We start from the raw sequence: 25,056 nt of genomic DNA, 5'->3' as shown, positions 1-25,056 counted from the left end.
ACATACGCATCATGGACCGGCAGCACCCTGCACATACGTACGGAGGAGTCCCCGTGAAGGTCGGAATCGTCGGAGCCACCGGTCAGGTCGGCACAGTCATGCGGAAGATCCTGGCCGAGCGGAACTTCCCGGTCGACGAGCTGCGGCTCTTCGCCTCGGCCCGTTCCGCCGGCACCGTCGTGGACGGCGTCACGGTCGAGGACGCCTCCACCGCCGACTACACCGGCCTCGACATCGTGCTCTTCTCCGCCGGCGGCGCCACCTCCAAGGCCCTCGCCGAGAAGGTCGCCTCGCAGGGCGCCGTCGTGATCGACAACTCCTCCGCCTGGCGCCGCGACCCCGAGGTCCCGCTGGTGGTCTCCGAGGTCAACCCGCACGCGATCAAGGACCGCCCCAAGGGCATCATCGCCAACCCGAACTGCACCACGATGGCCGCCATGCCGGTCCTCAAGCCGCTCCACCAGGAGGCCGGCCTCACCGCGCTGATCGCCACCACCTACCAGGCCGTGTCCGGCTCGGGCGTGGCCGGTGTCGCCGAGCTGCGCACGCAGGCGTGTGCCGTGGCCGAGACCGCCGACCAGCTGGCCTTCGACGGCGAGGCCGTCGAGTTCCCCGAGCCCGCCGTCTACAAGCGCCCGATCGCCTTCAACGTGGTGCCGCTGGCCGGTTCGATCGTCGACGACGGCTCCTTCGAGACCGACGAGGAGCAGAAGCTCCGCAACGAGTCCCGCAAGATCCTGGAGATCCCGGAGCTCAAGGTCTCCGGCACCTGCGTCCGCGTCCCGGTCTTCTCCGGCCACTCCCTCCAGGTGAACGTGCGCTTCGAGCGTCCGATCAGCGTCGAGCGCGCCTACGAGCTGCTCAAGGACGCCGAGGGCGTCGTGCTCTCCGAGATCCCGACCCCGCTCCAGGCGGCCGGCAAGGACGCCTCGTACGTGGGCCGCATCCGCGTGGACGAGACCGTCGAGAACGGCCTCGCGCTCTTCCTCTCCAACGACAACCTGCGCAAGGGCGCGGCGCTGAACGCCGTGCAGATCGCGGAGCTCGTCGCTGCCGAGCTCAAGGGCTGACCCGAAGCACCCTCCGGAGGGGCGGCTTCCCGTTGCGGGGAGCCGCCCCTCCGGCGTGCCCGCCCGTGCCAGAGTTCCCCCATGACCCAGATACCCAAGGGGGCCCACGTCCCGGTGCCCCCGCAGGCCCTTCATGTCGCGGTCAGCTGGCGCACCGGGCACGGGGTGCCCGACGTGGATGTCTCCGCGCTGCTCCTCGGGGCCGGGGAGCGGGTGCGGGACGACGCCGATCTGGTCTTCTACAACCACGCCGAGCACCCTTCGGGGGCCGTCCGGCACCTGGGGAAGTCGGCGCCGGGCGCGCCCGGCAGCCCGGCCGCGGACTGGCTGTGGCTGGACCTCGCGCGCGTGGAGCCGGATGTGGGGCGACTGGTGATCGCCGCCTCCGCGGACGGGGGCGCCTTCGGGCAGGTGCCGGGGCTGGACGTGCGGGTCACGGACGCGGCCGGGAACCCGGTGGCGTACTGCGCGATCGGGGACGCGACGACGGAGACCGCCTTCGTCTTCGGGGAGTTCTACCGGCGGGACGGCGGCTGGCGCTTCCGCGCGGTCGGCCAGGGGTACGCCTCGGGGCTCGCCGGGCTCGCGACGGACTTCGGCATCGTGGTGGAGTCCCCGCCGCCGCCGATCCCGGGCCCCGGCTACGTCCCGCCGCCCCCGCCCCCGGCGCCCGCCGCGCCGCCCGTGCCGGTGTCCGACCCGTACGGCGGGGAGTTCCGGCCCGCCGTCTACCAGGGGCGCGGCAAGGAGACCGTGCACTGCGACCCGGCGCTGCCCGCGGGGCACTGGGTGCTCCTGGAGATCGAGTCGTACCACTCGCTCTCGACCACGATCGAGTCCTGCGACGCGTACGGGCGGGCCGAGGACTACCTCCTCACGGCGTACGAGGACGACGTACGCGCGCGTACCGTCGCCCTCGTCCCGCGCGCCCGCCCGCTGACCCTGCGGGTGGAGGCCGACACGCCCTGGACGCTGCGGGTGCTGCCGCTGTCCCACGCGCGCCGTTTCGACAGCCACGCCGAGGGCCTCGCGCACGATCTGGTGATCTACGAGGGGCCGGCCGGGGTGCTCGACTTCGCGCACCTCGGGGAGTCCAACTTCACGGTCCACCAGCACACCCCGCCGCTGGACCCGCTCTACGACGACGAGGAGCAGGACCTGCTGGTCAACGAGATCGGGGAGGTCCGGGTGAGCGCCCCGGTGCCGGGGCCGGGGCTGCTGCGGATCAGCGGTGACGGGCCGTGGAAATGTTCGGTGCGCCGCTGAGCCGGCCCGTGGAAGGATGGCCCAAACGTCACGAAACCGAGGAGTTGACCGGGTGCCTGGCACAAACCTGACCCGTGAAGAGGCTCAGCAGCGGGCGGCGCTGCTGACCGTGGACGCGTACGAGGTCGACCTCGACCTCACCGGTGCGCAGGAGGGCGGCACCTACCGGTCCGTCACCACCGTCCGCTTCGATTCCGCCGAGGCCGGCGCCGAGACCTTCATCGATCTCGTCGCCCCCGCCGTCCACGAGGTCGTGCTCAACGGCCACGCGCTCGACGTCGCCGCCGTCTTCCGCGACTCGCGGATCACGCTGGCCCACCTGGCCGAGGGCCGCAACGAGCTGAAGGTCGTCGCCGACTGCGCGTACACCAACACCGGTGAGGGTCTGCACCGCTTCGTCGACCCGGTCGACGACCAGGCCTATCTGTACACCCAGTTCGAGGTGCCGGACGCGCGGCGGGTCTTCGCCTCGTTCGAGCAGCCCGACCTGAAGGCGACCTTCCAGTTCACCGTGAAGGCGCCGAGCGGCTGGTCGGTGATCTCGAACTCGCCGACGCCGAAGCCCGAGAACGACGTGTGGGTCTTCGAGCCGACCCCGCGCATCTCCACGTACATCACGGCCCTGATCGTCGGCCCGTACCACTCGGTGCACTCGACGTACGAGAAGGACGGCCAGGTCGTCCCGCTCGGCATCTACTGCCGCCCCTCGCTGGCCGAGTTCCTCGACGCGGACCACATCTTCGACGTGACCCGCCAGGGCTTCGACTGGTTCCAGGAGAAGTTCTCGTACGACTACCCCTTCGCCAAGTACGACCAGCTGTTCGTGCCGGAGTTCAACGCGGGCGCGATGGAGAACGCGGGCGCGGTCACCATCCGCGACCAGTACGTCTTCCGCTCGAAGGTGACGGACGCGGCGTACGAGCGGCGTGCCGAGACCATTCTCCACGAGCTCGCCCACATGTGGTTCGGCGACCTCGTCACCATGGAGTGGTGGAACGACCTGTGGCTGAACGAGTCGTTCGCCACCTACACCTCGGTCGCCTGCCAGGCCTCGGTGCCCGGCACCCGCTGGCCGAACGCCTGGACCACCTTCGCCAACGCGGAGAAGACCTGGGCCTACCGCCAGGACCAGCTGCCGTCGACGCACCCGATCATGGCCGAGATCAACGACCTGGAGGACGTGCTCGTCAACTTCGACGGCATCACGTACGCCAAGGGCGCCTCGGTCCTGAAGCAGCTCGTGGCGTACGTCGGCCAGGACGAGTTCTTCAAGGGCGTCCAGGCCTACTTCCAGGCGCACGCCTTCGGGAACACCCGCCTGTCCGACCTCCTCGGCGCGCTGGAGGAGACCTCCGGCCGTGACCTGAAGACCTGGTCGAAGGCGTGGCTGGAGACGGCCGGCATCAACATCCTCCGCCCGGAGATCGAGACCGACGAGAACGGCGCGATCACCGCCTTCGCCGTCCGCCAGGAGGCCCCGGCGCTGCCCGCCGGAGCCAAGGGCGAGGCCGTGCTGCGCCCGCACCGCATCGCGATCGGCTTCTACGACCTGGACGGGAGCGGCAAGCTGGTCCGCACCGACCGCCTGGAGCTGGACATCGAGGCGGCCGAGCTGACCCCCGTGCCGCAGCTGGCCGGCAGGACCCGTCCGGCGGTCGTCCTCCTCAACGACGACGACCTGTCGTACGCCAAGGTCCGCCTCGACGAGGTGTCCCTGAAGAACGTCACCGCGCACCTCGGCGACTTCGCCGAGTCCCTGCCGCGCGCGCTGTGCTGGGCCTCGGCCTGGGACATGACCCGCGACGGCGAGCTGGCCACCCGCGACTACCTGGACCTGGTGCTCTCGGGCATCGCCAAGGAGTCCGACATCGGCGTGGTGCAGTCGCTCCAGGGCCAGGTGAAGGCGGCCCTCGACCTCTACGCGGCGCCGGAGTGGCGTGCGGCGGGCCTGGCCCGCTGGGGGACCTTCGCCCAGGAGCAGCTGCGTGCGGCGGCCGGTGGCAGCGACCACCAGCTGGCGTGGGCGCGGGCCTTCGCGGCGACGGCGCGCGAGGACGCGGAGCTCGACGTGCTCGGCGCCCTGCTCGACGGCTCCGAGGTCATCGAGGGCCTGGCCGTCGACACCGAGCTGCGCTGGGCGTTCGTGCAGCGTCTCGCGGCCACCGGCCGCTTCGAGGAGGCGGAGATCGCCGCCGAGCTGGAGCGCGACCGTACGGCGGCGGGCGAGCGGCACGCGGCGACCGCGCGCGCGGCCCGTCCGACGGAGGCGGCGAAGGCGGAGGCCTGGGCCTCGGTCATCGAGGACGACAAGCTGGCGAACGCCGTGCAGGAGGCCGTCATCGGCGGCTTCGTCCAGGCCGACCAGCGCGAGCTGCTCGCCCCGTACACCGCGAAGTACTTCGCGTCGATCAAGGGCGTCTCGGAGACCCGCAGCCACGAGATGATCCAGCAGATCGTGGTCGGCCTCTACCCGACGTACCAGGTCTCGCGGGAGACGCTGGACGCGACGGACGCGTGGATCGCCGAGCACAACCCGGTCCCGGCGCTGCGGCGTCTGGTGACCGAGTCCCGCGCGGGCGTCGAGCGTGCCCTGAAGGCGCAGGCGGCCGACGCGGCGGCCGCGAAGTAGCACCGGTCGGACGGAGAAGGGGCGCCCTCCCCCACGGAGGCGCCCCTTCGCCGTGCTTGGAGTCCGCCCGGCGGGCGGGCGTCGGCGCGCGGCCGCGCCGCCGGGCGGAAGTCGGGCCCTAGCCGCCCAGGCGGGCGTACCGGGCGCGCAGGTCGGCCGCGCCCTGGTCCGTGAGCGTGCCGTGGAGCCGCATCCGGGCGACGCCGCCGTCGGGGAAGGCGTCGAGCCGGACGTGGGTGACGACGGCCTGCGCGGGCAGCTTGAAGCGGTGCAGGGTGTCGGGCTGGAGGCGGGTGCGCGGGATGATCTCGAACCACTCGCCGTTGTCACCGTTGCGGCCCTGGAGCGCGATCCAGCCGGCCGAGTTGCCCTTGAGGTAGGCGGTGTCGATCTCGACGGCGCGGACGGCGCCCTGGGCGACGAGCCGGAAGCGGACCCAGTCGTTGGTGCCGCGGACCCGGCGGCGGCGGTTCTCCCAGCCGTCGTCCATCTTGCGGGAGGTGCCGGGCAGGATGATCTGGGTCGGCGAGGAGTAGAACTTGTCCGAGGCGTCCTCGTACGAGCCGCCGTTGAGCACGGCGATCAGGTCGAGGGTGCCGAGGAGCTCCAGCCACTCGGGGTCGGGCACGACCTCGCCGTGGACGCGGAGCCGGGCGACGCCGCCGTCGGGGTGCTGGCAGAGCCGGACGTGGGTGAAGCGGCGCTCGGCGTCGATGGTGAAGCCGTTGGCGGCGTGACCGCGGACGGGGGTCGGCGGGACGAGCTCCTCCCACTTCGCCTCGAGAAGCTCGGCGGGGCTGGGCGAACCCTCGACGGCGGTGGCCTGGATGCTCACCTTCTGCGGGTAGTTGCCGCGGAAGTGGGCGGTGTCGACGATGATGCCGCGGATCACGCCGGGGGCGCCGAGGCGGACGATCGCCCAGTCGTGGTCCTCGGGGGCGGGGAAGACGTTCTCGGCGTCGGCGCCACGGCGGCGGCGGGTCTCCCAGCCGTCCATGATCTTGCCCTTGTGGCCGAAGTGCTCCGGGTCGAAGACGGCGCGCTCGCGGACGAGGAGGTTCTCCCGCTCGGCGAAGAACTCGTCGTTGGCGGCCACGACCCCGGCGCCGAGACGGCGGTCGGCGAGGTCGACGAGCTCGGTGAAGGGGAAGTCACCGGTGCGGTAGTCGGCGTAGGGGTCCCCGCCGGTGTAGGGGGCGGCGTCGTTGGCGTGCGGGTCCTGGTCCTGGCTCGTCTCGAAGGTCATGTCCCGACTGTGCGCCCCGGAGACCCGGCCGGTCCATCGAATGTTTTCGACGATGCCTTTCAGTTCTGCTGAACGGTCGCGGGGCCGTCTCCGCCGAGCCGTCGCGGGTCAGTTCTGCTGGACGGTCTCGCGGGCCGCCGCCGCCTGCCGGAGCGCGGCGAGCACCCGGGCCACCGCCGGGCCCTCCTCGGCCCCGCTCCGTACCGCCGCGACGACGTGCCGGCGCGGCTGGTCGGCGGAGAGGACCCGCATGACGACCCCGCTGCCGCCCCGGCGGTCCGCGGAGGCCATCCGGGGCACGAGCGCGATCCCCATCCCGGCCTCGACCATGGCGAGGATCGCGGTCCAGCCGGAGGCGCTGTGGGCCTGCTCGGGCACGAAGCCGGCGGCCTCGCAGGCGGCGGTGGTGATCTCGGACCAGGGTCCCGAGCCGCCGAAGATCCAGGGCTCGGCGGCGAGGTCGGCGAGCCGCAGGCCGGGCGCGTCGGCGAGCGGATGATCCGCGGGCAGGGCGACGTCGAGGGGGTCGGCGAGCAGCGGCACCCTGCTGTACTTGGGGTCGCGCGCGGAGGGCGCGTGGGCGGCGAGCGAGAGCGCGAGGTCGACCTCGCCGGCGGTGAGCAGCTCGTACGCCTCCGCCGCCTCGGCCTCCCGGATCCGGACGTCCAGCCCGGGGTGGGCGGTCCGCAGCTGCCGCACGGCGGGCACGAGGAGGGCGGGCACGGACGTCGAGAAGGCCGCCACCCGCACCTGGCCCGCCTCGCCGCGCAGGTATCCGTCGAGTTCGGCGTCGGCGCGCTCCAGCTGGGCGAAGACCACCTCGGCATGACGGAGCACCAGATGGGCGGCGTCGGTGAGGCGGACCCGGCGCCCCTGGGCCTCCAGGAGCCGCACACCGAGCTGCTTGGCGAGGTTGGTGAGCTGCTGCGAGACGGCCGAGGGGGTCATGAGCAGCGCCTCCGCCGTCGCGGTGACGGTGCCGCGGTCGCGGAGGGTGCGGAGGATCTGGAGCTTCTTGATGTCCCACTCGGTCATGGGGCGCAACCTATCGGGCCTCATGGCACCGGCCGCGGCTACCTGGCGGAGCTCAGGGCCACGCCGCCGAGGATGAGGACCATGCTCGCGGCGCCGAGGAGGCCGAGCCGCTCGCCGAGGAGGGCGTACGAGAGGAGGGCGACGCAGACGGGCTGGAGGTAGTAGACGATCCCGGCGCGGGCGGCGCCGATCAGGGTGACGGCCTTGTTCCAGGCGAAGAAGGCGAGCGCGGAGGAGAGGACGCCGACGTACACGAGGGGGCCGACGGTGCCGGTGGTGGGCTCGAAGCCGCCCTGGACGGCGAGGCTGATCCCGTACGCCGGGAGGAGCATGAGGGCGCCGAGGGCGAAGGTGGTGAAGAGGAAGGTGAGGCCGCCGAGTTCGGTGGGGCGGCGCTTGAGCAGGGCGCTGTAGGAGGCGAAGCAGACGGCGGCGGCCATGACCCAGAGGTCGCCGACGGCGAGGTCCGGGGTGAGCGAGCCCTTGCTGACCAGGAGCAGGACGCCGGTGCAGGCGATGACCATCCCGGTGGTGCGGCGCTGGTCGAGGCGGTTGCCGCCGAGGCGGGCGAAGAGGGCCATGAGGACCGGGGAGGCGGCCATGATCATGCCCATGTTGCCGGCGGAGGTGGCGGTCCCGGCCTGGTTGACCAGGGTGTTGTAGGCGGTGATGCCGAGCAGCGAGGCGAGGGTGAGGAAGCGGAGGTGGCGGCGGATCAGGTGCCGCTGCCTCCAGGTCTCGCGGGCGGCGAGCGGGGCGACGGCGACGAGGGCGACGATCCAGCGCCAGAAGGCGGCCTGGACCGGGGGGACGGTGTCGTGGAGGGCGCGGGCGACGACGAAGCTGCCGGACCAGACGACGGTCGCGAGGAGCGCGAGGAGCACGCCGAGGCCGGCGCCCCTGACGGGTGCCGGCCTCTCGGTGGCTGCGGTGGCGATGGTCGGGTTCCGGGCGGTGGTCAGCTTCATGCCCGTTACCGTCGCACCTCCGAAACCTCCAGGTCCATCGAAACTTCCTGACCGCTCTTTTCAGTTCCACTGAACGATTCGGCCTCGGGGGCGGCCACCTCGGGGGCCTTGGCGGCACGGGGGCTCAGCTGGCCGGCCAGGGTGGCGCCGAAGGCGATCAGCATGCCGAGCACCTGCACCGGGCCGAGGGCCTGGCCGAGCGCCGCCCAGCCGATGACGGCCGCGGTGATCGGCGAGAGCGGGCCGAGGAGGGTGGCCGAGGAGGCGCTCAGCCGCTCGATGCCGCGGAACCAGAGGAAGTACGAGATCGCCGTGTTGCCGAGGGCGAGGTAGGCGTAGCCGGCCAGGTTGGTGCCGGTCAGGGCCGGCGGGGCGCCCTCGATCAGGAAGGCGATGGGCAGGATGACCAGTCCGCCCGCGGTGAGCTGCCAGCCGGTGAGCGCGAGGGCGCCGACGCCCTCGGGGCGGCCCCAGCGCTTGGTGAAGACGATGCCGGCGGACATCGAGAGCGAGGAGAGCAGTCCGGCGACGATGCCGACCAGGTCGAACGCGGCTCCGGCCTTGAGGACCACGAGGCTGACGCCGAAGGCGGCGGCGACGGCGGTGAGCAGGGTCTTCGTCGTGGGCTTCTCGCCGAGGAAGAGGGCGGCGAGGCCGACGACGAAGAGCGGGCCGACGGAGCCGACGACCGCGGCGACTCCGCCGGGCAGCCGGTAGGCGGCGAGGAAGAGCAGCGGGAAGAAGGCGCCGATGTTGAGGGCTCCGAGGACCGCGGACTTCCACCACCAGGCGCCCTGCGGGAGCTTCCGGGTGAGGGCGAGGAGCAGGAGGCCGGCGGGCAGGGCGCGCATGAGTCCGGTGAAGAGCGGCCGGTCGGGCGGCAGGAACTCGGTGGTGACGAAGTAGGTGGAGCCCCAGGAGATCGGGGCGAGGGCGGTCAGTGCGACGACGGCGGCCTTGCGGGACATGGCAGGTTCCCCCCTGGTTCGGCGGGCCGGCGACCCGGGGTTGCGGACCCCGGACCGGCTTGGCAGTAATTAACTTACCACTAAGCTACTTACTTGCAAGAGGCTTTCTTGCGATCGAGTCACGAGGAAGAGGAGACTGGAGTCATGGAGACGAAGAACCCCGGCCCCGCCCATGACGCCGTCGACGCCATCGCCGACCAGTGGGCGGCCGTCCGCCCCGACCTGGACACGGTGCCGATGGCCGTGTTCGGCCGCATCTACCGGCTGGCCAACGCCATGCGCGGCAAGGTGGACAAGGCGTACGCGCCCTACGGCATGGCGCTCGGGGAGTTCGACGTGCTGGCGACGCTGCGCAGGTCCGGAGCGCCCTACACGCTCTCGCCGCGCGAGCTGACCGCCACGCTGATGATCACCACCGGCGGCATGACCGGCCGGCTGGACAAGCTGGAGAAGGCCGGACTGCTCACCCGCAGCCCCGACCCCAACGACCGGCGCGGGCTGCGGGTCACCCTCAGCGAGCGCGGCAAGGAACTGGTCGACCAGGCCGTCGGCGCCGGTCTCGGCGAGCAGCGGGCCGCGGTGGAGTCCGCGCTCACCGAGGAGGAGGCGCACCAGCTGGCCGGGCTGCTGCGCAAGCTGCTCGCGACGACGGTGTAGCCGCGGCGGAACGGGTCCTCGACGCATGCGAGGGCGCCGCGCGGTACCTCGTACCGTGCGGCGCCCTCGACGGAGAGGCAGATGAGGCGGTTACGCCTTCTTGGACTTGTCGAGCACCATCACCAGACCGATGATCACCAGGAACAGCACCAGCGGCGTCACCACGAACAGGCCGAGGGTCTCGACGACACTCAGCTTGGGGGCCGGGTCGTCACCGTCGTCGCGGGTGAGCGCGAGCGCGGGGGACGACATGAGCAGCATCATCAGCGTCGTACCGGCCGCGATCGAGCCGGCGCGCAGAGCGTTCTTCTTGTCCACGGTGCAAACGTAGCGAACACCTAAACGGGCCGCGCGCCCGGGGGTGCCGTACGGGCGTCCCCGGCCCTGTCGGACGGTTCCCGGCCCTCCGTCCGGGCTCTCAGCTCGCGCAGCAGGGAGTGCGCCCGGGGCGAGGCGGCGAGCTGCTCCAGGGTGAGCGGCTGGCCGTCCGGACCCGCGAGCGGCAGCCGCCAGTTGGGGTACTCGTCCCAGGTGCCCGGCAGGTTCTGCGGTCTGCGGTCCCCCACCGCGTCCGGCAGCCACACGCCCACCATCCGGGCCGGGGTGGCGAGCAGGAACCGGTGGACGGCCCTGATCTCGGCCTCCTCGTCCCCCGGTCCCTCGGGGAGCAGCCCCGTCCGCTCGAACAGGCCCAGCCACTCGGCGGTCTCCGCCGCGTCCGCCGCCCGCTCGCGCTCCAGGTCGCCGGCGAGCAGCCCGAGCCGGTGCCGCAGGCCGACGTGCTCGCCGGAGAGCCGTGCGGCCGTGGAGGGCAGGTCGTGGGTGGTGGCGGTGGCGACGCACTCCGCGCGCCACTCCCCCGCGGGCAGGGGACGGCCGGTGCCCGCCCAGTCCCGCTCGAACCAGAGGACGGAGGTCCCGAACACCCCGCGCCGGGCCAGCTCCTCCCGTACGCCCGGCTCGACCGTGCCCAGGTCCTCGCCGATGACGAGGGCGCCGGCGCGGTGGGCCTCCAGGACGAGGACCGCGAGCATCGCCTCGGCGTCGTACCGGACGTAGGTGCCCTCGGTGGGTTCGCGGCCCTCCGGCACCCACCACAGCCGGAAGAGGCCCATCACGTGGTCGATGCGCAGCGCGCCCGCGTGGCGGAGGAGTTCGCGGAGGAGTCCCCGGTACGGGGCGTAGCCGGCGGCGGCGAGGGCGTCGGGCCGCCAGGGCGGCAGCCCCCAGTCCTGGCCCCGGGAGTTGAAGGCGTCGGGCGGGGCGCCGACCGACATGCCGGCCGCGAAGGCCTCCTGCTGGGCCCAGGCGTCCGAGCCCTCGGGGTGGACGCCGACGGCCAGGTCGTGGACGATCCCGACCTCCATGCCGGCCTCGCGGGCGGCCGCGGCGGCGTCGGCGAGCTGCCGGTCCGTCAGCCAGGCGAGCCGGCAGTGGAAGTCGACCCGGGCGGCCAGGGCGGGGTCGGCGCGCACGGCGCTCTCCGCCGCGCGCGGGGTGCGCAGCTCCTCGGGCCAGCTCCGCCAGTGGTGGCCGTGCCGCTCGGCGAGGGCCTGGTAGGTGGCGTGGTCCTCCAGGGCGCTGCCCCGCTCGGCGAGGAAGTCGTGGAAGTCGGCGCGGCGGCCCGGTCCGGGCTCCACGGCGCCCAGCACCAGCTCCAGGGCCCGCCGCTTGGCCTCCCACACCGCGTCCCGGTCGATCAGGGCGCCCTTGCCGAGGACCCGCTCGCGCAGTTCGGCGGCCTCGGCGAGGATCCGGTCGAGCTCCTCGCGGCGCTCGGGGCCCACCAGGGCGTACTCGGGGATCTCCTCGATCCGCAGATGGACGGGGTCCGGGAAGCGGCGCGAGGACGGGCGGTACGGGGAGGGGTCGCCGGGCGCCCCGGGCACGCCCGCGTGGAGCGGGTTGACCTGGACGAACCCGGCGCCGTGGGTGCGGCCCGCCCAGGTGGCGAGTTCCCGCAGGTCGCCGAGGTCGCCCATGCCCCAGGAGCGGGTGGAGAGCAGGGAGTACAGCTGGACGAGCAGCCCGTACGCGCGCCGCCCGGGGCCGGGCACGCGCGCGGGGCTCACGATCAGGGTGCCGGTCGCCGCGCGCCCGTCGGGGGCCTCCGCCCCGACCGTGTGGACGCCGAGCGGCAGTCCGGACCAGTCGCCGCCGTCGACGATCTCGCCGTCCTCGGTGGTGACCCGGAGGCGGGTGCCGGGCGGCAGGTCGAGCGGGGGCCGGACGGTCCCCCCGGCCCCGTCCTCCTCCCGGTGCAGGACGAGGGTCGGGGGCAGCAGACGCTCCCGGTCGGCCCGTTCGGCCGCGTCGAGGGCGGCGGCGACCGCCTCCGGGGAGGCTGCGTCGACGCCCAGGGCGGCGAGGACGGCCACCACGGTGGCGTCCGGCACGGGCACGGTGACGCCTTCGGACGGGCTGTGGGCGGTGGCGACGCCGTGACGGGCGGCGAGACGGGCCAGGGTCACTTCACACTCCGGGGGACTCCGGGCCGCCCGCGCTGCCGGGGGCGGTGGGTTCGCTGGTCAGGGGGGCCGCCACGGCCAGGGGCGGCTCGCTGGTGAGGGGTGACGCGTCGGGCAGGGGCGGTTCGCTGGTCAGCGGTTCGCCGGCCGGCGCCGACTGCTGGGGGATGCGTATCCGTCCGAGGTGGTGGGCGGTCGTGGTCACGGGGGTCTCCCGATTCGTCTCGACTGGTGGAACCTGGGGCAACGACAGCCCTACCCACCGCACCTCGTTTTACCGGCGGAACGCGGCGAAGTGACGTCACCTCGCCGACGGCTCGCCGGGCAAAGCCGACACATCGGCCACGCACATTGACACCCCAGTGCGACGGGTGGTGGGCTCGTGACCCACTCGTGACCAACCGGCAGAGCCGCCGGGCCCGGCCGAAGGGAGACCCCCGTGCACCTCGGGCGCAGGAAGCGCACCGCGACGGCCGTGGCCGCCGCCGTCATCGGCGGCCTTCTGGGCGGTGCGGTGCCGGGCTCGGCGCAGGCCGTCCCGACGGCCCCCGCGCTCCCGACGGCACCGGCCGCTCCCGCGAGCCCGACGGCACCCACGGCCCCCGCCGCTCCTCCGGCGGACACCACCGCGCGCGTGCCGGCCGTCTGGCCCCGCCCGCAGTCCCTGGCCGCCGCCGGGCCCTCCGTGCGCCTCGGGGACGAGGTGACGCTGCTCGCGGACGCCGACGCCGATCCGTACGCCCTCGCCGCCCTGCGCGAGCTGCTGCGGGCCGCCGGGGTACGGACCGTCCACACCGGCCTGCCGGGCCGGGGCCCGGTCCTGCGGGTCGCCGGGCCCGCCGGCGACGGCGACGGCTCCGGTGCCGTCTCCGGTGCCGAGGAGGCGCTGGCGGCCCTGCGCGTGCCCGAGCGCCTCGATCTGCCGCGCGGCGGCTACCGGCTCGCGACGGGCCGCCTCCGGGGGCGGGACACCGTCGTCCTGGACGGGGTCGGCGAGGACGGCCTGTTCCACGCCGTCCAGACGCTGCGTCAGCTCCTCGGCACGGGCCGGGAGGTCCCCGGCGTCGTCGTCCGCGACTGGCCCGGCACGGCCGAGCGCGGCATCACCGAGGGCTTCTACGGCCGTCCCTGGACCCTGGAGCAGCGGCTCGCCCAGCTGGACTTCCTCGGCCGCACCAAGCAGAACCGCTATCTGTACGCGCCCGGGGACGACCCGTACCGCCAGGCGCAGTGGCGCGAGCCCTACCCGGCCGCGCAGCAGGCCGAGTTCCGCGCGCTCGCGGAGCGCGCCCGCGCCAACCACGTCACGCTCGGCTGGGCCGTGGCGCCCGCCCAGTCCATGTGCCTGGCCTCGGCCGGTGACGTGGCGGCGCTGACGCGGAAGCTGGACGCGATGTGGGAGCTGGGGGTGCGCTCCTTCCAGCTCCAGTTCCAGGACTCCTCCTACGACGAGTGGCACTGCGACAAGGACGCCGACACCTTCGGCCGGGGCCCCGAGGCCGCGGCCGGCGCCCACGCGCGCGTGGCGAACGCCGTCGCCCGGCACCTCGCCGAGCGGCACCCGGACGGCGAGCCGCTGACGGTGATGCCGACGGAGTACTACCAGGACGGCCGGACCGCGTACCGCACGAAGCTCGCCGAGGCGCTCGACACGGACGTGCGGGTGGCCTGGACGGGCGTCGGCGTCGTCCCGCGCACGATCACCGGCGGCGAACTGGCGGGGGCCCGTGCGGCCCTGGGCGGCCACCCGCTGGTCACCATGGACAACTACCCGGTCAACGACTACGCGCAGGACCGGCTGTTCCTCGGCCCCGCGACCGGCCGGGAGCCGGCCGTCGCCGCCGGCTCCGCCGCCTTCCTCGCGCACGCCATGGAACAGCCCGCGGCCTCCCGCGTCCCGCTCTTCACCACCGCCGACTACGCCTGGAACCCGCGGGGCTACCGGCCCCGCGAGTCCTGGCTGGCCGCGGTGGACGACCTCGCGGGCCCGGAGCCCACCGCCCGCGAGGCGCTGCGCGCGCTCGCCGGGAACGGCTCGTCCTCGATCCTCGACCCGGCGGGCGAATCGGCCTATCTGAAGCCGCTCCTCGCGGCGTTCTGGGCGTCCCGCACGAGCGCCGGCACGGCCGCGCGGGAGACGGCGGCGCGCGAGCTGCGGAACGCGTTCACCGTGATGCGCCGGGCCCCCGAGCGGCTCACGGCCCCGGCCGGCGGCACCCTCGACGACGAGACGGGCCCCTGGCTGGAGCAGCTCTCCCGGTACGGCCGGGCGGGCGAGACGGCGGTCGACATGCTGCTCGCCCAGGCGCGCGGCGACGGCGCGGCGGCCTGGCGGGCGCAACTGGACCTGGAGGGGCAGCGGAAGGTTCTGGAGGCGAGCCGGGTGACGGTCGGCTCGGGGGTCCTCGATCCGTTCCTCACGCGCGCGGTGGCGGAGTCGGCGGCCTGGACCGGCGCCGACCGGACCCCGGCCGCGCGGGCCGACCGCGCCCCCGGCTCGTACACCGTGCGGCTCGACCGGGCGCGGCCCGTGGAGGCCCTGACGGTCATGACGGAGCCGGGCGGGGCCGGTGGGCGGGGGGACGCGCGCGTGGAGGCGTACGTCCCCGGCGAGGGCTGGCGGACGCTCGGCCCGCTGTCGGCGTCCGGGTGGACGCAGACCGAGCTGAAGGGGCTGAGGGCGGACGCGCTGCGGGTCGTGTGGAGCGGCGACGGGCCGGCGCCCGAGGTGCGCTCGCTGGTGCCGTGGTTCGCGGACGGGCCGCGCGCCGGCCTCGCCCTCGCCCGGACCGAGACGGACGCGGAGATCGGCGGCCCGGCGCAGCGGGTGGACGTGGAGCTGACGGGCCGGCGCGCGGGCCGGGTGCGCGGGGCGCTGACGGCGAAGGCCCCGAAGGGGATCGCGGTCCGGCTGCCGGAGGAGGCCGTGGTGGAGCGCGGCGCGCGGACGAGCGTCCCGCTGGAGGTGTCGGTGGCGGCGGGCGTGCCGGCCGGGTCGTACCGGGTGCCGGTGTCCTTCGCGGGCGAGGAGCGGGTCCTGACGGTGCGGGCCTTCCCGCGGACGGCGGGCCCGGATCTGGCGCGGGCCGCGACGGCCTCCTCCTCGGGCGACGAGACGCCGGACTTCCCGGCGGCCTCGGCGGTGGACGGCGACCCGGCGACCCGCTGGTCCTCGCCGGCGGAGGACGGCGCCTGGTGGCAGCTGGAGCTGCCCGAGCCGGCCCGGATAGGGCAGGTGGTGCTGCACTGGCAGGACGCGTACGCCTCCCGCTACCGGGTCCAGGTCTCCGCCGACGGGCGGGTCTGGCGGACGGCGGCGACCGTCGCGGACGGCAGGGGCGGCCGGGAGTCGGTCCGGATGGACGCGGCGGACACCCGCTTCCTGCGGGTCCAGGGGGAGACGCGGGCGACCCGCTTCGGCTACTCCCTCTGGTCGGTGGAGACCTACGCGGTGGCCCCGCAGGACCCGCCGAAGAAGCCGGAGGCACCGGCGGGGGGTGCCGCGGAGGCACCGGCCGCGGGCGCGGGCGCGGCGGAGGACACCACGGAGGGCACGGACGCGGGCGCGGCGGAGGGCGCGGCCGGGGGCGTGCCCGAGGAGCGGCCCGCCCCCTGAGGGGCGAGCCGCTCCGTGCCGGAGTCCCCGCGTACGCGAAAGGCCCGGCTCAACCCGTCGTCAGCGCCCTCACGGGGGTGTCTGCGACGGAGTCGATCCGGGCCATGACGTCCTCGGCGCCGTACGGCTCGAGGTACGGCAGCCAGCGGGGGTCCCGGTGTCCGGTCCCGATGATCCGCCAGGCCAGGCCGGTCGGCGGGGCGGGTTGGTGCCGCAGCCGCCAGCCCAGCTCGCGCAGGTGCCGGTCGGCCTTGACGTGGTTGCAGCGGCGGCAGGCCGCCACCACGTTCTCCCAGGCGTGCGTGCCGCCTCGGCTGCGCGGGATGACGTGGTCGACGCTGGTCGCGACGGCCCCGCAGTACGCGCAGCGCCCGCCGTCGCGCGCGAAGAGCGCTCTGCGGGTCAAGGGAACGGGCCCCCGGTAGGGGACCCGCACGAAGCGCTTCAGTCGCACCACACTGGGAGCGGGCAGGACTTGGGTCTCGCTGTGCAGGAAGGCGCCGGACTCCTCGAGGCAGAGAGCCTTGTTCTCCAGTACGAGGACGAGTGCGCGGCGGAGCGGTACGACGCCGAGCGGCTCGTACGACGCGTTGAGGACCAGGACATGCGGCACGGATGCCTCCTATGACGCCGGCGGCGCGTGGCTCGCGCCGGGACGAACTGCTCTCAGTCTCTCCTCATGCCTGGTCGCGGCGCCACCACGTACCGGGATCGGGGTGACGGCCCCGGAGTGTTCTCGACCACATCGGCATCTCTCCCCGGTATGTGCCCAGGTGAGGTCCGTCTCTCCCTCGAACAGGGCTACGGGAGCATGTCCGACGCCCCGTTAGTGTGGATGGCCTGCGTACGCGATGCCTGGAGGTCTCCCCGTGTCCTGGTCCGCCCTTGCGGCTGCCACCGAACCCGAACCGATGCCGGTGACCCTGGACGAGGCCGCGGAGAAGGCCACGAACGCGGCGAGCTGGGTGGAGGAGAACTGGTCCACCTGGCTCAACACCGGGCTGCGCATCCTGCTGATCCTGCTCGTCGCGCTGCTGCTCCGCATGGCCGTCCGGCGGGCCCTGACGAAGCTGATCGAGCGGATGAACCGCTCGGCGCAGGCGGTGGAGGGGACGGCGCTCGGCGGTCTCCTGGTGAACACCGAGCGCCGGCGGCAGCGCTCGGAGGCGATCGGGTCGGTGCTCCGCTCGGTGGCGTCCTTCCTGATCCTGGGCACGGCCGGGCTGATGATCCTCGGCGCCTTCAAGATCGATCTGGCGCCGCTGCTGGCCTCGGCCGGTGTCGCCGGTGTGGCGATCGGTTTCGGCGCGCGGAACCTGGTGACGGACTTCCTGTCCGGCGTCTTCATGATCCTGGAGGACCAGTACGGCGTCGGCGACTCGGTCGACGCGGGCGTGGCCTCCGGCGAGGTCGTCGAGGTGGGCCTGCGGGTGACCAAGCTGCGCGGGGTGGACGGCGAGATCTGGTACGTGCGCAACGGCGAGATCAAGCGGATAGGGAACCTCAGCCAGGGCTGGGCGACGGCCGGTGTGGACGTCACCGTCCGGCCGACGGAGGACCTGGAGAAGGTGCGGGCCGTGATCGCCGAGGCGGGCGACGCCATGGCGAAGGAGGAGCCCTGGAACGAGCGCCTCTGGGGTCCGGTGGAGGTGCTCGGTCTGAGCGAGGTGCTGCTGGACTCGATGACGATCCGGGTCTCGGTGAAGACGATGCCGGGCAAGAAGCTGGGCGTGGAGCGCGAGCTGCGCTGGCGCATCAAGCGGGGTCTCGACGAGGCCGGGATCCGGATCGTGGGCGGGCTTCCGGCGCAGGCCGAGGAGTCGGCCGCGGATCCGACGGCCGGCATGGCGGCCCCGTCCGTGTTCGCCTCGGCGACCTCGCCGCAGTCCGCGGCGGCGACCCCGCTGCCGAAGCCGGACCTCTCCAAGTAGTTCCGGGTGGTCCCCGGGGAGCCGCTCCCCGCCCTCCGCACCCCCGCGGGTAACGCTTTGGTTGCCTTCGGGGGTGTGTCGCGTTCCCGGGTATTGACGCCCCGGTGACGGCCGCCTTACCTTCCTCCCAACCCAATAGGAAACTTTCCTAACAGTGTGCTTCACCGTACGAGGGCAGGTGCGAGTCCCATGGCCGGTACGACCCCGGGAACCCCCGGTACACCGCGCGTCCTGCGGGCCATGAACGACCGCGCCGCCCTCGACCTGCTCCTGGAGCACGGTCCGCTCTCGCGGACCCGGATCGGCAAGCTCACCGGCCTGTCCAAGCCGACCGCCTCCCAGCTGCTCGCCCGCCTCGAAGCGGCCGGGCTCGTCGTCGCCACCGGCACCACCGAGGGCCGGCCCGGCCCCAACGCCCAGCTGTACGCGGTCGACGCGCGGGCCGCGTACGCCGCGGGACTCGACGTCGACCCGCACCGCATCCACGCCGCCGTCGCCGACATCACCGGCGAGATCGTCGGCGAGTTCGAGCTCCGCACCCCCGGCCGCTCCGCCTCCGGCGTGGTCCGCCAGGTCACCGAGGCCCTCGACGGAGCGGTCCGGGCGGCCGGGATCACCCGCGCGGAGGTGCGGCGCCTGGTCATCGGCACCCCCGGCGCCTTCGACCCCGCCACCGGGCGCCTGCGGTACGCCTCCCATCTGCCCGGCTGGCACTCCCCCACCCTCCTGGAGGAGCTGGCCGCCGTCCTGCCCATGCCGTTCGAGTACGAGAACGACGTCAACCTCGTCGCCGTCGCCGAGCAGCGCCTGGGCGCCGCCCGGGGCCACGACGACTTCGCCCTGCTGTGGAACGAGGGGGGCCTCGGCGCCGCCCTCGTCCTCGGCGGGCGGCTGCACCGCGGCTTCACCGGAGGCGCCGGCGAGCTCGGCTTCCTGCCCGTCCCCGGCACCCCGCTCGTACGGCAGGTCACCAAGGCCAACTCCGGCGGCTTCCAGGAGCTCGCGGGCATCCAGGCCGTCCCCAGGATCGCCCGCGCCGCCGGGATCGAGACCCCCGACCACCCGCACGTGCCGGTGGTGACCCGGCTCCTCTCGCACGCCGCGGAGGCGCACGGCGAGGACCCCCGCTACGCGGAACTGCTCGACCGGTACGCCGAGCGCCTCGCCACCGGACTCGCCTCCCTCGTGACCGTCCTCGACCCCGAACTGATCGTGCTGTCCGGAGACGCCCTCGTCACCGGAGGCGAACCCCTCCGCGCGCGCGTGCAGTCCGAACTCGCCGACCTCGCCCCGTCCCGGCCACGGCTCGTCCTCTCGGCCGTGCGCCGGAGCCCCGTCCTGCGCGGGGCCCTCGAAAGCGCCCTCGCCACCACGCGCGACGAGGTGTTCGACACCTCGCGCTGACCGTCCCCGCCCCTCGCCGTCGTCCGAACCCCCCCTCCAGGGAGACACCGTCATGCCCGTACGTCCGCGCAGAGCCGCCGCCGCGCTCGCCGCCACCGCCTCGATAGCCCTGTTCGCCTCGGCCTGTACCGGCTCCGCGAACAACGCGGCCTCCGACGACCCCAAGGCCGAGACCACCATCACCTTCTGGCACGGCTGGTCCGCGCCCGCCGAGGTGAAGGCGATCGAGGACAGCGTCGCCCGCTTCGAGCAGGCCCACCCGAACATCAAGGTGAAGCTCGTCGGCGACATCAACGACGCCAAGCTGGGGCAGGCGCTGCGCGCGGGAGGGTCGAACGGGCCGGACGTCGTCTCCTCGTTCACCACCTCCAACGTCGGCAAGTTCTGCTCCTCGGGCGCGCTGGCCGACCTCAAGCCGTTCATCGAGAAGTCGAAGCTGGACCTCGACAAGACCTTCCCGAAGGTCCTCCAGCAGTACACCCAGTTCGAGGGCAGGCGCTGCGCCCTTCCGCTGCTCTCCGACGCGTACGGGCTCTACTACAACAAGGACGCGTTCAGGAAGGCCGGCCTCGACCCCGAGGCCCCGCCGAAGACCTGGACCCAGTTCGCCGAGGTCGCCAAGAGGCTGACGAAGGCCAAGGGCGACTCGTACGAGCAGCTCGGCTTCATGCCGAACTACCTCGGCTACGAGACCGTCGTCGAGCACTACATGTCGCAGTGGAAGCACGGCGGTTACTTCGCCGCGGACGGCACGTCGACCGTCGCGAAGGACCCGGCGTTCGCCGAGATGATGACGTACCAGAAGTCCCTGGTGGACTCCCTCGGCGGGTTCAAGAAGCTCGACAAGTACCGCACCACCTTCGGTGACGAGTGGGGCGCCAAGCACCCCTTCCAGACCGGCCAGGTCGCCATGCAGCTGGACGGCGAGTGGCGGCTGAACTTCATCAAGGACGCCAAGGTCGGCTTCGAGGTCGGCGTCGCGCCGCTCCCCGTCGCGGACGACGAGGTGGCCGAGTACGGCAAGGGCTACCTCTCCGGCACGATCATGGGCATCGCGCCGCAGAGCAAGAAGCAGAACGCGGCCTGGGAGCTGGTCAAGTACATGACCACGGACACCGACGCCGTGGTGCAGTTCGCCAACGCCATCGGGAACGTGCCCTCCACCTTCGAGGCGCTGAAGTCCCCGAAGCTGAAGTTCGACGACCGGTTCAAGGTCTTCCTGGACATCGCCCGGCACCCCGCGTCCACCACGATGGACGGTGCCGTGAACGGGACCACCTACCAGGAGACCCTCTCCGACCTCGCCCACCGGTACGAGAACGGCACGGTCACGGACCTGAAGAAGGGCCTCGCGGACACCGCGGCCCAGATCGACCGCGACATCGCCGCGGCGAAGTGACGGCCGGGAACCGCCCATGAGCACCGACACCCTGCCCGCGAAGGAGGCGGCCGCCCCGGCCGCCGCCTCCGCGGAGGCGCGCAACACCCTGCGGTCGAAGCGCCGGCGCAACGCGCTGCGCACCGCGCTGTTCATGTCGCCCTGGCTGATCGGATTCGGCGTCTTCTTCGCCTATCCGCTGATCTCCACGCTGTACTTCTCGTTCATGCGGTACGACGGCCTCAACCCGCCGACCTGGCGGGGGCTGGAGAACTGGACGTACGTCTTCTCCGACATGCCGAAGTTCTGGCCCGCGATGCAGAACACCCTCTGGTTGGCGGTCGTGATGGTGACCTGCCGGGTCGTCTTCGGCCTCGGGATCGGCATGCTCATCACCAAGATCAAGACGGGTGCCGGATTCTTCCGCACCCTCTTCTACCTGCCGTACCTGGCGCCGCCCGTGGCGGCCACGCTCGCCTTCGTCTTCCTGCTCAACCCCGGCACCGGACCGGTCAACTCGTTCCTGGAGGCGGTCGGCATCCCCGCCCCCTCCTGGTTCAACGACGCGGACTGGGCCAAGCCGGCCCTCACGGTCCTCGCCGTGTGGGGCGTCGGCGACCTCATGGTCATCTTCATGGCGGCCCTGCTCGACGTGCCGAAGGAGCAGTACGAGGCCGCCGAGCTGGACGGCGCGTCCCCGTGGCAGCGGTTCCGCTACATCACCCTGCCGAACATCTCGCCGATCGTGCTCTTCGCGGTCGTCACCGGGATCATCGGCGCGATGCAGTACTACACCCAGCCGATCGTGGCCGCGAAGGTCGCCTCGGGGGTGATGGGCGGCTCCGGCGCCCCGTTCCAGCCCGGATACCCGGACAACTCCACGCTGACCCTCCCGCAGCTCGTCTACAGCCTCGGGTTCAACCAGTTCAACTACGGCGCCGCCTGCGTGGTGGCACTCGTGCTCTTCGCACTCTCCATGGCCTTCACCGCCCTGCTCATGCGCCGGCGCGGCGGCCTGATCGGCTCGGGTGACTGAACCATGACGACCGCAACCGCCCCCGTCCCGACCACGGTGAGCCCCGCCGAGAAGCGGGCCCGCCGCAGGTCGCTGCTGCACTGGATCGCCGTGCACTCGCTCGGCATCGCCGCCGCCCTGTTCTTCGTGCTCCCGTTCGTCTTCGTCCTCCTCACCTCCCTGATGAGCGACCAGCAGGCGCTCACCCGGGACCTGACGCCGAACTCCTGGCACTGGGAGAACTACGTCAAGGTCTTCGAGACGCCGGGCTTCCTCACCTGGTGGAGGAACTCCCTGCTGTACGCCGGTCTCGGCACGGCCCTCGTCGTGGTGTCCTCGATCCCCGTGGCGTACGCGCTCGCCAAGTTCCGCTTCCGCGGCCGGCATCTGTCGCTGCTGCTCGTCATCTCGATGATGATGCTGCCGCCGCAGGTCGTCATCATCCCGATGTACCTGTTCTGGGCGCAGCAGATGGACCTCTCCGGCACGCTGTGGCCGCTGATCATCCCGATGGCCTTCGGCGACGCCTTCGCCATCTTCCTGCTGCGCCAGTTCCTGCTGACCATCCCGAACGAGTACGTCGAGGCCGCGCGGATCGACGGCTGCGGCGAATTCCGCACCCTGATACGGGTCGTGCTCCCGATGGCGAAGCCGGGCGTCGCCGCCGTGGCCCTCTTCCAGTTCTTCTACTGCTGGAACGACTACTTCGGGCCGCAGATCTACGCCTCCGAGGCCCCGGGCGCCTGGACGCTCAGCTACGGCCTGGAGTCGTTCAAGGGCGCGCACCACACCGACTGGAATCTGACCATGGCCGCGACCGTCCTGGTCATGGCCCCTGTGATCCTCGTCTTCTTCTTCGCCCAGAAGGCGTTCGTCGAGGGAGTCACACTGACCGGAGTGAAGGGCTGACTCACACCATGAAGCTCACTGTCGTGGGGGGCGGATCCACCTACACCCCCGAACTGATCGACGGATTCGCGCGCCTGCGCGACACCCTGCCCATCACCGAACTCGTCCTCGTCGACCCCGCCGCCGAGCGCCTGGAGCTCGTCGGCGGCCTGGCCCGGCGGATCTTCGCCAAGCAGGACCACGACGGGAAGATCGTCACCACCACCGACCTCGACGCCGGGGTCGAGGGCGCCGACGCCGTCCTGCTCCAGCTGCGGGTCGGCGGACAGGCCGCCCGCGAGCAGGACGAGACCTGGCCGCTGGAGTGCGGCTGCGTCGGCCAGGAGACCACCGGCGCCGGCGGCCTCGCCAAGGCGCTGCGCACGGTCCCGGTCGTCCTGGACATCGCCGAGCGGGTCCGGCGCACCAACCCCGACGCCTGGATCATCGACTTCACCAACCCCGTCGGCATCGTCACGCGCGCGCTGCTCCAGGCCGGGCACAAGGCCGTCGGCCTGTGCAACGTGGCCATCGGCTTCCAGCGGAAGTTCGCGAAGCTGCTCGGTGTGACCCCGTCCGAGGTCCACCTCGACCACGTCGGGCTCAACCACCTGACCTGGGAGCGGTCGGTGCGGATCGGGGGCCCCGAGGGCGAGAACGTACTGCCCCGGCTGCTCGCCGAGCACGGTGACGCGATCGCCGACGACCTCCGCCTGCCGCGCCCGGTCCTCGACCGGCTCGGCGTCGTCCCCTCGTACTACCTGCGGTACTTCTACGCGCACGACGAGGTGGTGCGGGAGCTCGGCACGAAGCCCTCGCGGGCCGCCGAGGTCGCGGCGATGGAGCGGGAGCTCCTGGAGATGTACGGGGACCCGGCGCTCGACGAGAAGCCCGCCCTGCTCGCGAAGCGGGGCGGCGCCTTCTACTCGGAGGCGGCCGTGGACCTGGCGGCCTCGCTGCTGGGCGGAGGCGGTTCGCCGTACCAGGTGGTGAACACGTACAACAACGGCACGCTGCCGTTCCTGCCGGACGACGCCGTCATCGAGGCGCAGGCGGCGGTCGGCGCCCACGGCGCCACGCCGCTGCCGGTCGCGCCGGTGGACCCGCTGTACGCCGGTCTGATCGCGAACGTCACGGCCTATGAGGACCTGGCCCTGGAGGCGGCGCTGCGCGGGGGCCGCGACCGGGTGTTCAAGGCGCTGCTCGCGCACCCGCTGGTCGGGCAGTACGCGTACGCCGACGGGCTCACCGACCGGCTGCTCGCGCACAACCGGGAGCACCTCGCGTGGGCGTGAACCTGAACGGCACACTCCTCGCGATCGACGCGGGGAACAGCAAGACCGACGTCGCGGTGCTCTCCCGGGGCGGCGCCGTCCTCGGGGCGGCGCGCGGCGGCGGGTTCCAGCCTCCCGTGGTGGGGGTGGAGACGGCGGTCGACGGGCTCGCGGAGATCATCGGGCGGGCGTGGGAGCAGGCCGGCGGCGCCGGCATCCGCCCGGCGTTCGCCCACGTCACGGCCTGTCTCGCCAACGCCGACCTCCCCGTGGAGGAGACGGACCTCGAACAGGCCCTGTACGCACGGAACCTGAGCCGGTCCGTGCGGGTGCACAACGACACCTTCGCCATACTGCGGGCCGGGCTCGACGAGCCGCGGGGCGTGGCCGTGGTGTGCGGGGCCGGGATCAACTGCGTCGGGATGACGCCGGACGGGCGGACCGCCCGCTTCCCGGCGATCGGGAAGATCTCCGGGGACTGGGGCGGGGGCGGCGGACTCGCCGACGAGGCCCTGTGGTGCGCGGCGCGCGCCGAGGACGGGCGGGGTCTGCCCACGGCCCTCGCCGACGCGCTGCCCGCGCACTTCGGCCTGGAGTCGATGTACGCGCTGATCGAGGCGCTGCACCTGGGCCGGATCCCGCTGGAGCGGCGGCACGAGCTGACGCCGGTGCTGTTCGCGGTGGCGGCCGGGGAGGACCCGGTGGCGCTGTCGCTGGTGCACCGGCTCGCCGAGGAGGTCGTCGCCATGGCGTACGTCGCGCTGCGCCGGCTCGGGCTCCATCACGAGGAGGCGCCGGTGATGCTGGGCGGCAGCGTGCTCGCGGCGCGCCACCCGCAGCTGGAGGAGCGGATCCTCGAACTCCTCGCGGCGCGGGCGCCGAAGGCCGTGGTCGGCTTCGTGACCGCGCCGCCGGTGCTCGGGGCGGGGCTGCTCGCCCTGGACGCGGACGGGGCCGGCCCGGAGGCCAAGACCCGGCTGCGGGAGCACTACGGGGTGGTCTGAGCGTGCCGTCGCGGGGCGTCTCGTCGTCATGACGGGGCGCCCCGCACGCATGTTCACCTGTTCGAGCGATGGCCGATACGGAACCGATTCCGGCCGGGCGACGTATTCAAGATGAGGGGGTTCGCCTGCTGACGCACGGGGGGCATGGGGCACGATAAGCACAAGATCCAGTCAATCCCGGTGTGCGGACGGCCCCCTGAGGCCATACTGCTGGCCGGGTGGTCTCCACCGGAACCGGT

General features: G+C 73.1%; 20 protein-coding genes. 12 read left to right on the top strand and 8 right to left on the bottom strand.

Annotated elements, in window-relative coordinates; all coding sequences use genetic code 11:
* Positions 1-53: 53 nt before the first annotated feature.
* The 3 genes from IE237_RS11400 to pepN all read left to right on the top strand — a co-directional run bounded on the left by IE237_RS11400 (position 54) and on the right by pepN (position 4,965).
* The gene (locus tag IE237_RS11400) at positions 54-1,070 is read left to right on the top strand and encodes an aspartate-semialdehyde dehydrogenase (RefSeq protein WP_189801794.1); all 1,017 of its coding nucleotides are present in this window, start codon (positions 54-56) and stop codon (positions 1,068-1,070) included.
* An 81-nt stretch (positions 1,071-1,151) separates the two neighbouring features.
* On the top strand, positions 1,152-2,336 hold the full coding sequence (locus IE237_RS11395; RefSeq protein WP_189801793.1) for a TerD family protein: 1,185 nt from the start codon (positions 1,152-1,154) through the stop codon (positions 2,334-2,336).
* Positions 2,337-2,388: 52 nt separating this feature from the next.
* On the top strand, positions 2,389-4,965 hold the full coding sequence (pepN, locus tag IE237_RS11390; RefSeq protein WP_189801792.1) for an aminopeptidase N: 2,577 nt from the start codon (positions 2,389-2,391) through the stop codon (positions 4,963-4,965).
* Between the two features lie 118 nt (positions 4,966-5,083).
* On the opposite strand, the gene alc is transcribed toward pepN, so the two are convergent.
* The 4 genes from alc to IE237_RS11370 form a co-directional block, all read right to left on the bottom strand.
* Complete coding sequence (gene alc, locus IE237_RS11385) at positions 5,084-6,211, bottom strand: allantoicase (protein WP_189801791.1); 1,128 nt, start codon at positions 6,209-6,211, stop codon at positions 5,084-5,086.
* Between the two features lie 108 nt (positions 6,212-6,319).
* A complete protein-coding gene (locus tag IE237_RS11380; RefSeq protein WP_189801790.1) occupies positions 6,320-7,246 on the bottom strand; it encodes a LysR family transcriptional regulator in 927 nt (308 codons plus the stop codon).
* Between the two features lie 38 nt (positions 7,247-7,284).
* Positions 7,285-8,214: a DMT family transporter gene (locus tag IE237_RS11375; RefSeq protein WP_189801789.1), complete on the bottom strand. Its 930-nt coding sequence runs from the start codon at positions 8,212-8,214 to the stop codon at positions 7,285-7,287.
* A gap of 5 nt (positions 8,215-8,219) precedes the next feature.
* On the bottom strand, positions 8,220-9,182 hold the full coding sequence (locus IE237_RS11370) for an EamA family transporter (protein WP_189801788.1): 963 nt from the start codon (positions 9,180-9,182) through the stop codon (positions 8,220-8,222).
* 144 nt (positions 9,183-9,326) lie between these two features.
* On the opposite strand from IE237_RS11370, the gene IE237_RS11365 reads away from it, so the two are divergent.
* Complete coding sequence (locus IE237_RS11365) at positions 9,327-9,839, top strand: MarR family winged helix-turn-helix transcriptional regulator (RefSeq protein ID WP_189801787.1); 513 nt, start codon at positions 9,327-9,329, stop codon at positions 9,837-9,839.
* Between the two features lie 90 nt (positions 9,840-9,929).
* Here the strand turns inward: IE237_RS11365 and IE237_RS11360 are convergent, their stop codons facing one another.
* The 3 genes from IE237_RS11360 to IE237_RS11350 are packed head-to-tail and all read right to left on the bottom strand — an operon-like array spanning position 9,930 to position 12,512.
* Positions 9,930-10,157, bottom strand: a complete 228-nt coding sequence (locus IE237_RS11360) for a hypothetical protein (protein WP_189801786.1) — start codon at positions 10,155-10,157, stop codon at positions 9,930-9,932.
* 20 nt (positions 10,158-10,177) lie between these two features.
* Positions 10,178-12,310: a 4-alpha-glucanotransferase gene (gene malQ, locus IE237_RS11355; protein WP_189801785.1), complete on the bottom strand. Its 2,133-nt coding sequence runs from the start codon at positions 12,308-12,310 to the stop codon at positions 10,178-10,180.
* 1 nt (position 12,311) lies between these two features.
* On the bottom strand, positions 12,312-12,512 hold the full coding sequence (locus IE237_RS11350) for a hypothetical protein (protein WP_189801784.1): 201 nt from the start codon (positions 12,510-12,512) through the stop codon (positions 12,312-12,314).
* Positions 12,513-12,746: 234 nt separating this feature from the next.
* Between IE237_RS11350 and IE237_RS11345 the strand changes: the two genes are divergently transcribed.
* Positions 12,747-15,923: a glycoside hydrolase family 84 protein gene (locus IE237_RS11345; RefSeq protein ID WP_189801783.1), complete on the top strand. Its 3,177-nt coding sequence runs from the start codon at positions 12,747-12,749 to the stop codon at positions 15,921-15,923.
* Between the two features lie 49 nt (positions 15,924-15,972).
* On the opposite strand, the gene IE237_RS11340 is transcribed toward IE237_RS11345, so the two are convergent.
* Positions 15,973-16,536, bottom strand: coding sequence for an HNH endonuclease (locus IE237_RS11340; RefSeq protein WP_041129262.1), 564 nt, complete (start codon positions 16,534-16,536; stop codon positions 15,973-15,975).
* A gap of 256 nt (positions 16,537-16,792) precedes the next feature.
* On the opposite strand from IE237_RS11340, the gene IE237_RS11335 reads away from it, so the two are divergent.
* From IE237_RS11335 to IE237_RS11305, 7 genes are all read left to right on the top strand, one after another.
* Positions 16,793-17,854 carry a mechanosensitive ion channel family protein gene (locus tag IE237_RS11335; protein WP_370468171.1) on the top strand — a complete coding sequence of 354 codons (1,062 nt, stop codon included), beginning with the start codon at positions 16,793-16,795 and terminating at the stop codon, positions 17,852-17,854.
* Positions 17,855-18,043: 189 nt separating this feature from the next.
* Positions 18,044-19,258, top strand: coding sequence for an ROK family transcriptional regulator (locus IE237_RS11330; RefSeq protein ID WP_189801782.1), 1,215 nt, complete (start codon positions 18,044-18,046; stop codon positions 19,256-19,258).
* 52 nt (positions 19,259-19,310) lie between these two features.
* Entirely contained in the window at positions 19,311-20,657 is a 1,347-nt protein-coding gene (locus tag IE237_RS11325) for an ABC transporter substrate-binding protein (protein WP_189801781.1), read from the top strand.
* Positions 20,658-20,790: 133 nt separating this feature from the next.
* Entirely contained in the window at positions 20,791-21,672 is an 882-nt protein-coding gene (locus tag IE237_RS11320; protein ID WP_229842690.1) for a carbohydrate ABC transporter permease, read from the top strand.
* A gap of 3 nt (positions 21,673-21,675) precedes the next feature.
* Positions 21,676-22,560 (top strand): carbohydrate ABC transporter permease, encoded by an 885-nt coding sequence (locus IE237_RS11315; RefSeq protein WP_189801779.1) that lies wholly within the window; start codon positions 21,676-21,678, stop codon positions 22,558-22,560.
* Positions 22,561-22,568: 8 nt separating this feature from the next.
* Entirely contained in the window at positions 22,569-23,834 is a 1,266-nt protein-coding gene (locus IE237_RS11310; protein WP_189801778.1) for a 6-phospho-beta-glucosidase, read from the top strand.
* Positions 23,831-24,817 (top strand): N-acetylglucosamine kinase, encoded by a 987-nt coding sequence (locus tag IE237_RS11305; RefSeq protein WP_189802536.1) that lies wholly within the window; start codon positions 23,831-23,833, stop codon positions 24,815-24,817. Before IE237_RS11310 ends, IE237_RS11305 begins: the two co-directional genes overlap by 4 nt.
* Positions 24,818-25,056 lie beyond the last annotated feature (239 nt).

Origin of the sequence: Streptomyces tanashiensis (assembly GCF_014648895.1) — a bacterium.
Lineage (GTDB): Bacteria > Actinomycetota > Actinomycetes > Streptomycetales > Streptomycetaceae > Streptomyces > Streptomyces tanashiensis.
Note: the sequence above shows the minus strand (reverse complement) of the source record. Positions and strands in the feature narration are given on the sequence as shown.

Coding starts and splice junctions, on each gene's coding strand:
- IE237_RS11395 (WP_189801793.1), top strand. CDS start 1,152: ATGACCCAGATACCCAAGGGGGCCCACGTCCCGGTGCCCCCGCAGGCC.
- alc (WP_189801791.1), bottom strand. CDS start 6,211: ATGACCTTCGAGACGAGCCAGGACCAGGACCCGCACGCCAACGACGCC.
- IE237_RS11380 (WP_189801790.1), bottom strand. CDS start 7,246: ATGACCGAGTGGGACATCAAGAAGCTCCAGATCCTCCGCACCCTCCGC.
- IE237_RS11375 (WP_189801789.1), bottom strand. CDS start 8,214: ATGAAGCTGACCACCGCCCGGAACCCGACCATCGCCACCGCAGCCACC.
- IE237_RS11370 (WP_189801788.1), bottom strand. CDS start 9,182: ATGTCCCGCAAGGCCGCCGTCGTCGCACTGACCGCCCTCGCCCCGATC.
- IE237_RS11365 (WP_189801787.1), top strand. CDS start 9,327: ATGGAGACGAAGAACCCCGGCCCCGCCCATGACGCCGTCGACGCCATC.
- IE237_RS11330 (WP_189801782.1), top strand. CDS start 18,044: ATGGCCGGTACGACCCCGGGAACCCCCGGTACACCGCGCGTCCTGCGG.
- IE237_RS11325 (WP_189801781.1), top strand. CDS start 19,311: ATGCCCGTACGTCCGCGCAGAGCCGCCGCCGCGCTCGCCGCCACCGCC.
- IE237_RS11320 (WP_229842690.1), top strand. CDS start 20,791: ATGTCGCCCTGGCTGATCGGATTCGGCGTCTTCTTCGCCTATCCGCTG.
- IE237_RS11315 (WP_189801779.1), top strand. CDS start 21,676: ATGACGACCGCAACCGCCCCCGTCCCGACCACGGTGAGCCCCGCCGAG.
- IE237_RS11310 (WP_189801778.1), top strand. CDS start 22,569: ATGAAGCTCACTGTCGTGGGGGGCGGATCCACCTACACCCCCGAACTG.